The organism is Streptomyces sp. BK239, from assembly GCF_004217285.1.
In the GTDB taxonomy this organism is placed as follows: domain Bacteria; phylum Actinomycetota; class Actinomycetes; order Streptomycetales; family Streptomycetaceae; genus Streptomyces.
Map to the genome: position 1 here is coordinate 309,269 of NZ_SHKS01000002.1, position 13,604 is coordinate 322,872.

At 71.2% G+C, this 13,604-nt stretch carries 14 protein-coding genes; 4 read left to right on the plus strand and 10 right to left on the minus strand.

Annotation, left to right across the window (positions count from 1 at the left end; genetic code table 11):
* Positions 1 to 40 precede the first annotated feature (40 nt).
* Positions 41 to 802, plus strand: a complete 762-nt coding sequence (locus tag EV567_RS07245) for a hypothetical protein (protein ID WP_207228700.1) — start codon at positions 41 to 43, stop codon at positions 800 to 802.
* Positions 803 to 1,184: 382 nt separating this feature from the next.
* Here EV567_RS07245 and EV567_RS07250 read toward each other — a convergent pair whose 3' ends face one another.
* The 5 genes from EV567_RS07250 to EV567_RS07270 all read right to left on the minus strand — a co-directional run bounded on the left by EV567_RS07250 (position 1,185) and on the right by EV567_RS07270 (position 5,016).
* A complete protein-coding gene (locus tag EV567_RS07250) occupies positions 1,185 to 1,604 on the minus strand; it encodes a DUF6278 family protein (protein WP_130437824.1) in 420 nt (139 codons plus the stop codon).
* Between the two features lie 96 nt (positions 1,605 to 1,700).
* Complete coding sequence (locus EV567_RS07255) at positions 1,701 to 2,480, minus strand: exodeoxyribonuclease III (protein WP_130437825.1); 780 nt, start codon at positions 2,478 to 2,480, stop codon at positions 1,701 to 1,703.
* Between the two features lie 30 nt (positions 2,481 to 2,510).
* Positions 2,511 to 3,155: an MBL fold metallo-hydrolase gene (locus EV567_RS07260; protein ID WP_130437826.1), complete on the minus strand. Its 645-nt coding sequence runs from the start codon at positions 3,153 to 3,155 to the stop codon at positions 2,511 to 2,513.
* 38 nt (positions 3,156 to 3,193) lie between these two features.
* Complete coding sequence (gene pcaC / locus EV567_RS07265) at positions 3,194 to 4,498, minus strand: 4-carboxymuconolactone decarboxylase (protein ID WP_130437827.1); 1,305 nt, start codon at positions 4,496 to 4,498, stop codon at positions 3,194 to 3,196.
* A gap of 32 nt (positions 4,499 to 4,530) precedes the next feature.
* The gene (locus EV567_RS07270) at positions 4,531 to 5,016 is read right to left on the minus strand and encodes a transposase (protein ID WP_242620711.1); all 486 of its coding nucleotides are present in this window, start codon (positions 5,014 to 5,016) and stop codon (positions 4,531 to 4,533) included.
* A gap of 877 nt (positions 5,017 to 5,893) precedes the next feature.
* Between EV567_RS07270 and EV567_RS07275 the strand changes: the two genes are divergently transcribed.
* Together EV567_RS07275 and EV567_RS07280 are read left to right on the plus strand one after the other, a co-directional pair.
* Positions 5,894 to 7,633: a GAF domain-containing protein gene (locus tag EV567_RS07275; RefSeq protein ID WP_165430322.1), complete on the plus strand. Its 1,740-nt coding sequence runs from the start codon at positions 5,894 to 5,896 to the stop codon at positions 7,631 to 7,633.
* Between the two features lie 281 nt (positions 7,634 to 7,914).
* Positions 7,915 to 8,178, plus strand: a complete 264-nt coding sequence (locus EV567_RS07280) for an anion permease (RefSeq protein ID WP_407071575.1) — start codon at positions 7,915 to 7,917, stop codon at positions 8,176 to 8,178.
* A 424-nt stretch (positions 8,179 to 8,602) separates the two neighbouring features.
* On the opposite strand, the gene EV567_RS07285 is transcribed toward EV567_RS07280, so the two are convergent.
* Complete coding sequence (locus EV567_RS07285) at positions 8,603 to 9,076, minus strand: hemerythrin domain-containing protein (RefSeq protein ID WP_130437828.1); 474 nt, start codon at positions 9,074 to 9,076, stop codon at positions 8,603 to 8,605.
* 47 nt (positions 9,077 to 9,123) lie between these two features.
* The gene (locus EV567_RS07290; RefSeq protein WP_207228721.1) at positions 9,124 to 10,335 is read right to left on the minus strand and encodes a NarK/NasA family nitrate transporter; all 1,212 of its coding nucleotides are present in this window, start codon (positions 10,333 to 10,335) and stop codon (positions 9,124 to 9,126) included.
* 357 nt (positions 10,336 to 10,692) lie between these two features.
* On the opposite strand from EV567_RS07290, the gene EV567_RS07295 reads away from it, so the two are divergent.
* Positions 10,693 to 11,115: a pyridoxamine 5'-phosphate oxidase family protein gene (locus EV567_RS07295; protein ID WP_130437830.1), complete on the plus strand. Its 423-nt coding sequence runs from the start codon at positions 10,693 to 10,695 to the stop codon at positions 11,113 to 11,115.
* A 92-nt stretch (positions 11,116 to 11,207) separates the two neighbouring features.
* Here EV567_RS07295 and EV567_RS07300 read toward each other — a convergent pair whose 3' ends face one another.
* The 3 genes from EV567_RS07300 to EV567_RS07310 all read right to left on the minus strand — a co-directional run bounded on the left by EV567_RS07300 (position 11,208) and on the right by EV567_RS07310 (position 13,453).
* Positions 11,208 to 12,227, minus strand: a complete 1,020-nt coding sequence (locus EV567_RS07300; RefSeq protein ID WP_242620712.1) for an Acg family FMN-binding oxidoreductase — start codon at positions 12,225 to 12,227, stop codon at positions 11,208 to 11,210.
* Positions 12,227 to 12,520, minus strand: a complete 294-nt coding sequence (locus tag EV567_RS07305) for a hypothetical protein (protein ID WP_130437831.1) — start codon at positions 12,518 to 12,520, stop codon at positions 12,227 to 12,229. Before EV567_RS07305 ends, EV567_RS07300 begins: the two co-directional genes overlap by 1 nt.
* Before the next feature lie 99 nt (positions 12,521 to 12,619).
* On the minus strand, positions 12,620 to 13,453 hold the full coding sequence (locus tag EV567_RS07310; RefSeq protein ID WP_130437832.1) for a DUF2249 domain-containing protein: 834 nt from the start codon (positions 13,451 to 13,453) through the stop codon (positions 12,620 to 12,622).
* Between the last annotated feature and the right edge of the window lie 151 nt (positions 13,454 to 13,604).

Sequence of the window (13,604 nt, forward strand, 5' to 3'; positions counted from 1 at the left end):
GGTACGCCACAGGAACGTTCGCCCGCTAGCATGCGCGCCCATGAACGACGACGTGCGCAACATCGTCCTGGGCGTGGTCGCGGCCGGCATCAGTGCCGCGCTCGGCTGGGTGGCCCGCACCTACCTGTGGAAGCGCCGGCTCCGGCGCAAGCAGGCGTTCTTCGGGCTGCCGGACAACTCGGAGTCGCTGCTCGTGGTGAACCGGGGCGCGGCCGGCCCCGAGCTCGCGGTGATGCGCTACGACGTGTTCGCGCTGCTCGAACTGGCCGCGCTGATCAAGGACTGTGGCGCCCAGGCGCAGGTCGTCGCGCACGATGTGGCACGGCAGGGTTTCGGTGAACGCACCGAGTTCTGCGTCGGCGGGCCGGCGTCGAATCGGCGGATGACGGCTCACCTCGCCTCGTTGCTGCCGGGCGTGCGGATGAACGTCGACGCCGAACCCACGCCCGACCGGGGGGCGTTGCAGATCGGCGCCGAACGGTACCGGCTGGAGGCGGGTATCACGGAGTACGTGCTCCTCGCGCGGCTCACCGTCGAGGCGAGCCCGCACAACCGGCCCGTCTTCCTCTTCTGCGGCCAGACGGCCATCACCAACCAGGCCGCGACCCGCTATCTCGCCCGCCATCACGAGCGCCTGCGGCGCAAGCACGGCAACAGCTCCTTCGTGCTGCTGCTGAAGGTCGTCAACTCACACGCCTACGGTCCTGACGTGGTGGAGGAGGTGGCGGACGTGACGCGGGCGGCGCGGGCGCCGCTGCCCGCTCAGGCGACCGCGGCCCGCCCCTCCCACCGCGCGTCCTGACGCCCGCCCGGTCCGGCCTGACCCGTCGTCGGCACGATCAGCCCGCTGCCCGGCGAGCACAACCCGTCCGGCGCACGGCTGACCTTCTCCTCACCGGCGGGCGACCCGTGGAACGGGCCGGTTCCGCCGCGCGAGCAGTGATCGCCGACCGTGGCCGGGCGGGTGGAGCTCTCTGGCTGGACTGCTGCCTCTGGGTCCTCGCGGACCGGATGAACGACACATCGTAGTCGAGACGACGGAGTCGGCGGGCACGCTCGGAGCCGATCGGTGGCCCGCGACGCCGAATCACCGCCCGTGGTCACAGGGCGAGTTCACCTGCCGACTCGCGGTGAGCGGCGGGGCCGCGGAGGCGCTCGCGGGAGGGGCCCGGCTGCTGAGGCCGTCAGGCCTCCGCCACCTCGCCGTAGAGCTGGGACAGTTCGGGGACGCCGTTCGCCGCCCATTCGTGGCCGGCCGCCACGACGTCGAACTCACGGCCGGACGCCAGCCGTACGAGGGGGCGGCCGCCCGGCCAGACCTGCCACTGCGCGCCGGGGACGGTCCGCACGGTCACCGTGCCGAGGTAGAGCCCTGCGTCGTTGCCGAGCCACGGGAGGATCTCCTCGTCGTCGCGCCAGCGCGGCACCAACTGGTCAAGGGCCTCCAGGGAGCGCGCGGAGTCGTCGAGGAGGACGCCTTCCCGGGCGGCCAGGGAGCGCAGCAGGTCGCATTCGGAGAGCAGTTCGGCGATCCCCTCGGGGTCGGCCGCCGGCGTCGTCTCACCCTGCTTCTTGCGCCTGATGCCCAGGAACGGGATGTTCATGGCCTCAGAGTGACATTCACACCGATGTGCGCACCATAGGGGCGCGCGGGCGACCGGGCCGGGCCGGCCCCCCGTCGCCGCGCGCCGCCGCTCCGCTCACACCTCCAGGTCGACGACGACCGGCGCGTGGTCCGAGGCGCCCTTGCCCTTGCGCTCCTCGCGGTCGACGTAGGCGTCCTTCACGGCCTTGGCGAACGGCTCGTTGCCGTAGACCAGGTCGATGCGCATGCCCCGGTTCTTGGGGAAGCAGAGCTGGCGGTAGTCCCAGTACGTGAACGGGTGCTCGTACTTCAGGGGGCGCGGGACGACGTCGGACAGGCCGGACTCGCGCAGCGCGGCGAGGGCGGCGCGCTCGGCGGGCGTGACGTGCGTGGAGCCCTCGAAGGCAGCCGGGTCGAAGACGTCGTCGTCGGTCGGCGCCACGTTGTAGTCGCCCAGCACGGCGAAGGGGCGGCCGCCGCCCGCGTCCCCGGCGGTCGCGGCCTTGAGTGCCTCGAACCACTGGAGCTTGTAGGCGTAGTGCGGGTGGTCAACCTCGCGGCCGTTGGGCACGTACACCGACCAGACGCGGACCGGGCCGCAGGTCGCGGAGATCGCGCGGGGCTCGAAAGCGCCCTCGTAGCCCGGGTCGCCGGGCAGGCCCTTGACGACGTCCTCCAGGCCGGCCCGGGAGATCACCGCCACGCCGTTCCACCGGCCGGTGGCGTGCACCGCCGCCTCGTAGCCCAGCTCGCGCAGCTGGTCGAACGGGAACTGCTCCTCGGCGACCTTGGCCTCCTGGAGGCACAGCACGTCCGTGCCGCTGCTCTCCAGCCAGGCCAGGAGCCTCGGAAGGCGGGCGGTGATCGAGTTGACGTTCCAGGTCGCGATGCGCATGCCTCACAACCTACCGGGCGGCACTGACACTCACAGAGACGTGCTCTCCCCCGGCGCCAGCCGCCGGTGCTCCGCGCCGCCGAGGGCCCCGATCTGGTTGTCGTAGATGGGACGGGCGAGGTCGGTGAGGAGCGCGTCGTGGATGTCGTAGGCGCGCTGCGGCTTCACCTCGCGGACGTAGTCGATGACTTCGGAGATCTTGCTCCAGGGGGCCATGACGGGGAGCATCAGCGTCTCCACGGCGGTGCCGGGGACGGTGAGCGCGTCGCCGGGGTGGAAGACGCGGCCGCCGTCGATCAGATAGCCGACGTTGGTGATGCGCGGCAGGTCGGGGTGGATGACGGCGTGCAGTTCGCCGTGGACCTGGACGTCGAACCCCGCGGCGGTGAAGGCGTCGCCGTGGCCGACGGTGTGGACGCGGCCCGGGTAGGCGGCGGAGAGCCGCTCCGCGACCGAGCGCAGCGTCCACAGTTCGGTGCCCGGGTCGGCGTCCAGCGCGGCCCGCAGCCGCCCCTCGTCGAAGTGGTCGGGGTGCTCGTGCGTGACCAGGATCGCGTCGGCGCCCTCGGCCGCGTCGGGCTCGCTGAACCCGCCCGGGTCCAGGACGAGCGTGCGCCCCTCCTTCTCCAGACGGACGCAGGCGTGCGACTTCTTCGTGAGCTTCGTGGTCGTCATGTCCTCCATCCTGCCTTCCGGGGCGCGGGGAACGACGCTCACTCGGTGGGCGTGGTCTCCTCCTGGATGACCTGCTGGGCCACCCGGAAGGCGCTGTTCGCCGCCGGTACGCCGCAGTACACGGCGGCCTGGAGCAGAACTTCCTTGATCTCGTCGGGGGTGAGGCCGTTGCGCAGGGCGGCACGGGTGTGGAACGCGAGCTCCTCCAGGTGGCCGCCGGCGACGAGCGCGGTGAGGGTGACGCAGGAGCGGGAGCGCCGGTCGAGGCCGGGCCGGTCCCAGATCTCACCCCAGGCGTAGCGGGTGACGAAGTCCTGGAAGTCGCCGGAGAAGTCGTCGGCCTGCGACAGCGCCCGGTCGACGTGGGCGTCGCCGAGCACCTCCCGGCGCACCTTCAGTCCCGCGTCGTAGGGGTCGGGGCGGCTCATGACCTGCGGCGGCTCGACGAGGCCGGCGGGCGCGATCTCGGCGACGGGGGCGGTCGCCGGCGGGGGCGTGGCGCCGGCCGGCTTGAGGGAGACGCCGGGGACGGCGGTCTGGCCGGTGCTGTGGTCGTGGGTGGGCTGCCAGGCGGTGGAGAAGTGCCGCACCAGCAGGTCGGTGACGGCCGCCGGCTGCTCCACCGGCACCAGGTGCGAGGCGCCGGGTACGACGGCGAGGCGGGCGTCCGGGATGCCGGCGACCAGGGTGCGCGCCTCGGCGGGGCCGGTGACCTGGTCGTCGGAGCCGACGAGGACCAGCGTCGGCACGCCGACGAGCCCGAGTTCGGCGCGCACGTCGAACGCGGCGAGCGCCTCGCAGGCGCCGATGTAGCAGCCGGGGTCGGTGGTGCGCACCATCTGCACCGCCCAGTCGGTGATGGCGGGCTGCGCGGCGGCGAAGCCGCTGGTGAACCAGCGGTCGGGTGAGCTGCGGGCGATGGGGTCGAGGCCGTTGGTCCGCACGATCACGCCGCGCTGCCGGAACTCGTCCGCCGTGCCGAACCGCGGGGAGGCGGCGATCAGGGCGAGCGAGGCGACGCGTTCGGGGTGGCGCAGCGCCAGCTCGACGCCGACCGCGCCGCCGAGCGCGCAGCCGGCGTAGCCGAAGCGCTGCACGCCGAGCGCGTCGAGCGTGGCGAGCAGCCGCGCGGCGAGGTCGGCGACGGAGCCCGCGGGGTAAGCGGGGGCGCCGCCGTGTCCGGGCAGGTCGTAACGGAAGATCCGCCACTGCCGCGCCAGCTCGGGGACCTGCCGGTCCCACATGTGCCATGTGGTGCCCAGTGAGGGACCCAGGATCAGGACCGGAGCGTCTTCTGGCCCGTCAAAGCGGTATTGCAGGGTGTTCGGGGGTGTCTCACTCACGCCCCAGACCTTCTCACGTCTCACGGACGCCCCTATAACGCAGGGGCGTGGACAACCGGTCTGACCAAGTTGAAGACCTCGCGGGCGGCATATCGCTTGAGGCATCGGATGATCTCACGTGGGGCCTTGCCCTCCTGGGTGCGGCGTTCGTGGTACGCCTGGGTGCGCGGGTCTTGGCGCAGGCGGGTGAAGACGATGCGGTGCTGGGCGGCGTTGGCCTGGCGGTCGCCGCCGTGGTTGAGCCGGCGCGTGCTCCGCCGGCCCGGGGGGTACTCGATGGGGCTGACTCCGCAAAGGGCAGCAAAGGACGCCTCGGTGTTCAGTCGCTCGGGGTTGTCTCCGATGGTGATCAGGAGAGTGACGGCGCTGTCCGGGCCGATGCCCACCTGTTCGAGTAGCTGTGGGGCGTGGCGTTCGACGAGCCGGGTCACGCGCTGGTTCAGCTCATCGATCTGCCCGGTGAGCTGCTCGATGCGCTCGGCGAGCATGCGCAACGTCAAGTGGGTGGCCTGGGCCACCGCGTCCTCGTCTCCCCCACCGTCGGGTGGGCCGAGGCGCGCGCAGGTGCGGAACAGCTCGCGGTTGCCCAAGCTGGACAGCTGTTCACGCAGGACGGGCTCGGCTCCACTGTCTCGAGCACAACCGCATAACCCGACCGCTACGGAAGACTTCGTCCGAACCGGTAGTGAACCTGCTCTGTACGGGTAACGACGCGTTGACTCCTCGTCCACCCGTGACCGGCATTGACGGACAGCCGAGCGGGGGCGCCACACCGGCTGTCCCGTTCGCGCCGCTCTGCACATCGGCCTCTGTGTCTGCAAGACTCGGCGCGACCGTCACGCCGCTATTCGCGTTGCAGAGCTTCCGGTCCGGCACCACCTCATGTTCCGACCAGGACTACAGCGAGCTGTGTCTCGATCTACGCCGACTTCGCTGCGCGGACGGCCGTGACGCCCGCGCTGCCATACTCCATGTTCGCGCTCGGCTCCGGTGCGCACTGCCATCTGGAGGCGATCGGCTATGCCCTCGGAGCCCTCAAGTACGATCGCCTAGCCATCGAACTGATCACTGAGAGCAGCGTTCCTCGTCCACTTCAGCACTGACCACCCGGTCGCGGGCTGGGGACAAGGTTCGCCATCCGCAACCCCGAGTGCCAGGGCGCGCACGAGAATGGGCTGCGGCTCTGGCCGTCCCCCGGTGCCTTGGGGCTCCAGGAGTCTGCCATGACAACACGGGCCCCGAACGACACCGGGGGCATTGTGCCAACGATGTGGTGGGACGACGGTAACGGCACCGCGATCTTGCCCCATGTGACACATGCGTTCGCATGTCTGGCAGGGCCGTTCGGGCATGATGGGGAGGGTGCTGGGAGGCACCTTTCTGGAGGGAGCAGGAATGGCGGAGAGTCCGGCGCAGGGGCGGAAGGGCGGTCCGGCGGCGCCCCAGTTGCGGCTGGACGAGCTGCTGGAGGGCCTGCAAGCACAGGTCGAACAGGTCCGCGCGACCCGGGACCGGGTGCACACGCTGCTGGACGCGGTCCTCTCCATCGGCACCGATCTGGATCTCGACGTGGTGCTGCGCCGGATCACCGAGTCCGCCGTAACCCTGGTGGACGCCCAGTACGGGGCCCTGGGAGTGCTCGGCGAAGAGGGGAAGATCCGGCAGTTCATCACGGTCGGCATGGACGAGAGCACCATCGAGGAGATCGGGCACTATCCCGAGGGCAAGGGCATCCTCGGGCTGCTGATCCGCGAACCGGAGCCGCTGCGCCTGGCCGACCTGGGCCGCCATCACGACTCCGTCGGCTTCCCCGCCGGGCATCCGCCGATGACCACGTTCCTGGGGGCGCCGGTGCGCGTGCGCGACCAGGTCTTCGGCAACCTGTACCTGACCGACAAGCGCGGCGGGGCGGAGTTCGACGACGATGACGAGGCGGTACTGCGCACGCTGGCGGCCGCGGCCGGCGTCGCGATCGACAACGCCCGCCTGTACGAGGACTCCCGCCGCCGGGAGCAGTGGCTGGCGGCGAGCAGCGACCTGACCCGCAGCCTGCTGTCGGGCACCGACCCGGACCAGGTGCTGTACAAGGTCGCCTCGACCGTCAGGGCTCTGTCCGGAGCGGACCTGGTGACGCTGGCGGTGCCGTTCGACGGCGGCGACGAGCTGGTGATCGACGCCGCCGACGGTGAAGGTGCCGAGCAGGTCCAAGGGCTGGTACTGCCGGCCACCACGCTGGCCGCGAAGGTCTACCAATCCAACGAGCGGATCACCAGCAGTGCGCTGTCCGACGAACCGCAGGCCGGGGGCGGCTCCGCGGCCAAGATCGGCCTGGGGCCCGGATTCCTGCTTCCCCTGGGCGGCGGCGAGCACGTGCGCGGGGTTTTGCAGGTCGCCAACCTGCATGGCGGCAGAGAGTTCTCCGAGGCCACCATGGCCATGATCAGCAGTTTCGCCGACCAGGCCGCACTGGCCCTGGAGATCGCCGAACACCGGCGCGAGGCCGACCACCTGCTGGTCCTGACCGACCGCGACCGCATCGCCCGCGACCTGCACGACCTGGCCATCCAGCGCCTGTTCGCCTCCGGGCTCACTCTGAACTCGGTGCTCGGCCGCATCTCCGACCGGCCCCAGGTGGCCGAGCGGGTCCAGCGAGTGGTGGACGACCTCGACGACACCATCAAGACCGTGCGAGGCACGATCTACGCACTGCGCGAGCGCGACCGTGCCGACAGCCGCGGCGGTCTGCGCGGGAGGCTGCTGGCCGAGACGGACCAGGCCGCCGCCGTACTCGGGTTCACCCCCGCCCTGCGCATGACCGGTCTGCTGGACACCGTCGTGCCCGCCGACCATGCCGAGCACCTGCTGGCGGTGCTGCGCGAGACGCTTTCGAACACCGCCCGGCACGCACACGCCACCGCCGTCGAGGTCACGGCCGAGACGGACGGCACTCGGCTCCACCTGCGCGTCGCCGACAACGGCACGGGCGTCGACCCGGCCGTCGCCCGCCGCAGCGGCCTGGACAACCTCCGCCGGCGCGCCACCGACCTCGGGGGCAGCTTCACTCTCGAGCCGAACGAGCCCACCGGCACCATCGTGGAATGGACGGTGCCCCTCTCCGTACAGCCGGAAGCCTGATCCCTGTGAATCGCCGTCTCTTGAGGAGCCTTCGGGCCGTTGGGCCCAGCAGTTGAGGCCGAACGCCCGATCCCTGCAGCGCTCCCGTCTCCGCTCGTGGAGGGGACTCGCCCCGCCTTCGCCTCAGCGCGTCGGAGCGGGGTCGAGCCCTGCACAGGGTGTGGGAGACGAAATTCTTCAACACGGTGGAAGCCCGCGCCGACGGAACGTCGCAGGGCGGTGGAAGTACGCGGCCGCAGCAAGGGCCGTCACGGTCGGGGCGCCACGACGTCTGGGCGGCGATGAAGTGGATCACTCCGGTGGCGGTCGGCCTGATCGTGTACGCGCTGCCGCAACCGGACGGGATCAAGTCCGGCGGCTGGGCGGTCCTGGCCATTTTCACCGGCACCGTGCTCGGCCTGATCGTGCAGCCGCTGCCGCTGCCGCTCGGCGGTCGCATTGGTCGGCCTCACGGTCACCATGATCACCGGCACGTTGAAACCGGACTTTGCGCTCGGCGGTGGGTGGAGCGCACCACCTTGTCATGCGACCAGCGGTCACGGTAAAACTCGTCCGCCTGGCGCCCGCCCTTTCGGTGCAGCGTGCGCAGATCCTCAGAGACCTCAGCCCGGGTGAAGAACCGGCGGCTGCGCACCAGCGCCTCCGCCAGCTCGCCGTCCATGCCCGCCCGTGCCTGGCTGGTTTCCGTGCCCACCGTGCCACTCCGTCCCGGGCGTGCTGGCCCGTTCGAGTCGTGATCGAGTCTGGCCGCACACGACTCTACGACCGCATTCCCCCGAAAGGTCAACAGCCGCACCACACCTACGCAAAACAGGGCACGTGGAGATCGTCTGCGTACGAAGCGGTCACCCGGGCTCCGCAGCACTATGCCGGGAGATGCGAACCAACGGGCAGCCCGGCCGTGCCGATAGTGCGGTGCACAGGCGGCCCACCGCCGGATCTGTCTGGCGGTGGGCCGCGAGTGAGCGGTCAGGCAGCCGGCCGGGACAAAGCCCTGCCTGCCTCTGCGCGAACCTTCTCGACTGCTTCCCACTGCTCGGTGTCGAGGTTGGCGAGCGCGGCCGGGAAGACGCCGTCCTGTTCCTTGAGTATGTGCTCGCGCAGCAGAGCGAGGGTCTCGATGAGCCGGTCCGGCCAGGTGGGGTCGGTCAGGAACGGTCCGTCCGCCTCAGCCAGCACCGCTTCGATCCGGCGGTGCTCGTCCTCCAGCGCGGCGATCTGTTCGGGGAACTCCCCGGCCAGGGCCGGGAACAGTCCGTGCTCCTCCACGCGGGTGTGTGGGCCGAGCACGGAGGTGATCTCGCGGGCGAGTTCGGCCATCCGGGCGATCGCGCCGTCACGCCGGGCGTCGCGTATGTGGCTGATGAGGGTCACGACCCTGTCGTGTTCCTGGGTCAGCTCGTCGATGGTCTCCAGCGCCTGGCAGCCGCAGTATTCGCACACCGCTGCCTCTCCCTTCCTGTTCGGTCTGTGGTTCTCGGCTGCTGGTGTCACACGGTGGTCTGTGCGGCGCGGTGCCGGCGTCCGTGGCCGGCACGCGGAGCCCGGTCGTCGCCTTGGACGGCAGAGCGGACACCGGTGAGGGTGAAGGCCAGCGCTGCGGCGGCCACGATCGCGAGCAGGGCGAGACCGGCCGCGTAGGTTCCGTACTCGCCGTAGAGCGAGCCCATCACCAGCGGCGGGAGGAAGCCGCCCAGGCCGCCCGCGGCGCCGACGACGCCGGTGACCGAGCCGACCTGGTTGGCTGGGGTCCGCAGGGCCACCAGGGCGAAGGTCGCCCCGCTGCCGGCGCCGAGTGCGGCGGCCATCGACAGGAAGGCGATGGTGCCCACCGGGGTCAGCGGCAGGGTAAACGACTGCACCACGGCCCCGGCCACGACCACGGCCAGCGATCCGGCCAGCACCCGGACCGGGCCCATGCGGTCCGACAGCCAGCCGCCGACCGGGCGCATCGCCACCGCCAGCAGCACGAATCCGGCCATGCGGTTTGCGGCGTCGGCCTGGGTCAGGCCGTAGCCGGTCTTGAGGTAGGTGGGCAGGTAGACGGAGAAGGCCACGTAGCCGCCGAAGGCCACCGCGTACAGCGCGGATGCCTGCCAGGTGATGCCGAGGCGCGCGGTGGCGGCCAGACGGCGGGCCAGGGGCTCGGTGGGCACGGTGCGGCCGGGCGCGTCGCGCAGCAGCAGTGCGGCGGTCACGGCGTAGACGGCGAGCATCGCGGCGGTGATCAGGAACGGGGTCGCCATGCTGTTGGCGTCGACGAGCTTCACGGTGGTCAGGGCGCTGATGGCGGTGCCGCCCATGCCGGCGCCGAAGACGCCGATCGCGAGGCCGCGCCGCTCGGGCGGGAACCAGGCGTTGACGAGGGGCACGCCGACGGCGAAGGCTGTGCCGCCGATACCGAGGAAGAATCCGCCGACCAGCAGGGCGGCAAGGGAGGAGTGCCCGCCCAGACCGAGGTAGAGCACCGGCACGATGGTGACGGCCGACACGATCGGGAACATCACGCGTCCGCCGAACCGGTCGGTCAGGGCGCCCACCGGGATGCGGCCCAGGGAGCCGACCACCACCGGCACCGCCACCAGCAGCGACTGCTCGAACGACGACAGGTCGAGGCTGTCCTTGAACCGCGGGCCGAGCGGGCTCAGCAGCGCCCACGCCCAGAAGTTCACGGCGAAACCGACAGTGGCCAGGGCCAGCATCAGCCACGCCTGGCGGGATACCGGAGCACCTGACGGTGAGCTGTCGCCCTTCGACTTCAACGGCTGGACCATGTTGTCCGTCCCTTTCCTCTGGATGGTGGTGCGGCACCACCGGGATCGCAAGCGCGTGGGCAGGCCCCTTGCCTGCCCAACGGCGTCCCGTGACCACTGTCCGCATCCGGGCTCACGAGCGGCATGGGCCATCAGTCCCTGCGGGGGGCCAGACAGGCCCCTGGTTCGGACCCGACCGTCCATCGGTCCCGTGTACCCGAGACCGCCGCGTGCGGCCGCTGGTTCACGGTGGGGTAGGGCCGGTCGGCCCTACCCCACCGATCGCCGACGGGGGACGATGGACTGATGTTCCAGACAGACGGCTTTCGCGCACTCGACCGGCCGGAGTGCCTGCGCCTGCTGGCCAAGGTGCCGGTCGGCCGCGTGGTCTACACCCGGCAGGCACTGCCCGCGGTCCTACCCATCAACTTCTCCCTGGACACGGACTCCTCCGTCCTGCTGTGCACCTCACCGGCCTCGGATCTCGTCCAGGCCATCGACGGTGTCGTGGTCGCCTTCGAAGCGGACGAGTTCGACGCGGCGACCCGGTCCGGCTGGAGCGTGGTCGTCACCGGACGGGCCACCGTGGTGACCGATCCCGCCGAGCACGAGCGCCTTACGCAGACAGGCCCGAGCTCCTGGATGCCCTTGCGGGAGTCGATGTTCGTACGGATCGAGTCCGAGATGGTCACCGGACGCGAACTCAGGGGAACGCCCAGCCCACAGTGAGACACAGCGAGTAGCCACTGCGGGGTCTTGCCACCTCCAACGCGGGCAGGCGTCCAGCAGCGCGGGCAGCGGCCCGGGCCGACGGCGGGAGGTCAATCCGCCAGCCCGCTGCCCCTGTGGTGGCCCCCCGACTCCAGCGCATCAGGTACGACGTTCGCGGACGCGCGGGGCGTACGCGCGCCGTCCGGGCCGTACCCGAAACGGATCAGCAGCTGTGGGCTGCGGCGCTGCCTCGATCCAGCCATCGCCTCGCGCAGGTCCGGCCACTCCATCGCCTGGTGCAGCATCGAGGTTCGCACCCCGTGCACGGTCGCCGTCAGCAGCACGCGCTCCAGGGCCTGACCCGCCCGCAGCCAGTCGTCCCGTCCGTCGTGGGACGTCCACAGCAGGGCCGCTTGGGCATGGCGTTCGAAGCGCAGGGCGGGCAGCTGCGGCACGGGCAGCGCAGCGGTGAAGTCCCGCACCGGTATCCGCCCGGACGCGTCCCGCGGGCCCAGGGCTGTGAAGGGAATGCCGTAGGCGGCGTCCGCTCCCGGGGCGGTGATCCAGGTACGCGCCTCGGCCGCGCGGGCCGGGTGGCCGGCGTTGCGGGCCTCGGCCGCCGCCGTCAGGCGCAGCAGGCGCCGCGTCCCCGTGATGTCGGGAACCTCCAGGTGCGCGCCCTCAGCCCGGGCCGAGCTGATCATCTCGTTCACGATCGGGTCAGGCACGGGGCGGCCGGTGAAGGGCATCCGGCTCGTGTGGCGCCGCTCGACCGCCCCATACAGCTCGCTCAAGGACGGCTGCCCGCGCTCAACGGACTCGGTCAACTGCACCGTGGCCAGCAGATCCGGATCGTCCGGTGCAGGACGCAGCCGGACGACAGGCTCCCAGCCCAGGGACTCCGCAGCCACCCGGATGTTGAAGACAGCAGCGCCCACCGACAGGTACTGGGCACGCAGATGGGGATCGGCTATCGGTAGTCGTCGTCCTCGGTCGACATGAACAAGGATCGACCTGGTGTCCGGGTCCAGGCCGAACCGCCAGGGCTGCGTGTTGTGGATCGACGGCGCCGCCACCGCCGCGGCCAGCAGGGCCTGAACGGCCGGCGCGTCGACTTTCCGGGTCTGCATCACGGCTCCTTCGCCGAACTCTGCTCTGTTCCGTCAACCTTGTGCCGTCGGCCCGTCGGGGACGAGGGTTGACCAGCGTGCGCCTCGGGGCCGGTTTCCACCCGGCGGCCGGCGTGGGTGGCGAGTTCGGCGGGCAGCCCGCGTTCGGGGAAGGTGATCTTCTGGGCGGCCAGCTCGGTACGGATCTCCTTCCTGCCGCTGCGGCCACGCCACAGCATGACCGGTCCAGCAACGATCAGGGCCATACCGACCGTCCCAAGCAGGGTGCCGGCCCGGCGGTGCGATCCGTCCATGACGTGTTGTCCTTCTTTCCTTGCTTGCGGGTGCGGCGCGGTGCGTGGACATCGGCTGAAGCGAGGGTCACGCACCGCCGCGGGGTGATTGACGTCGGGTCAGCGGTGGCTGAGCCGCAGCCGCCAGGCTTCGGGTCCGCGTTCGAGGTATTCGACCGAGAACGCCCCCGGGTTGCGCTGCTCGATCTGCGCGAGAAGCGGAAGCGGGTCGTGGTGGGCGATCAGCACCATCGCAGTGCCCGCCGGAACGGCGTCGAGCGCGCCGAAGACCGTGGCGTGACGAACGGCATGCGGAACGTCCCTGACGTCCAGTTCGGGTTCGTTCGCCTTCTCCCCGCCGCCGCAGCCGCACACGCCGCCGCAGTCTCCGGTCTCCTCGATCCGCGCTTCGTACATGTCGTGCCCTTCCTCGTTGTGCTGATCTTCTGGGGAGTTCTTGTCGGACGAGTCGTTCGCGAGCCGGTGGTGCATGTCCGCCAGTAGGTCCGCCAGGGAGATCCCGGGCGTCATGGCGAGCAGCGGCAGGACGAGGCCGTTCTCCTTGGCCAGGTGCTCCTCGAAGAGCACCTGCAGGGCCCGGGCGTCGGCCGCCGCGCCCGCCGGGGTGGGAGCGGCGCGCAGGGCGTCGACGAGCGCGGTGAGGCAGCGGTGTTCGCCGATCAGGCTCTCGATGAGCAGGCGGGCCTCGGGCATGTGGTGGGCGGCGGGGTAGAGCGCGGCTTCCTCGGCTGCGGCGTGCGGCAGGAGCGAGCGGTCGCAGAAGGCGACGAGACCGGTGTGGATCTTCTCGGCGGCGGTCGGGTCCCGGTCTACGGCGGTGAGCAGCATCTTCACTCGTCCGGCGAGCTCCCCGGCCAGTCGTGCGTGATGCGCCTCGGCGCTTTCCAGGGCCGTGGCGTCTCGGGGGTGCGAGGCGAGGGTGAGCACGCTCATGAGGGTCTCTCCAGCGGGTCGGGCCGACTCGGCCGGCCGATGCGGGCGGGGGTGGCATTTCCGGCTACCGACTCCGGAGGGGACGCCGCGTCCGGCCGCACAGGGGCGGCCGGACGCACGACCGAGCCGGGCGCCACGCGCCGTACGCGCT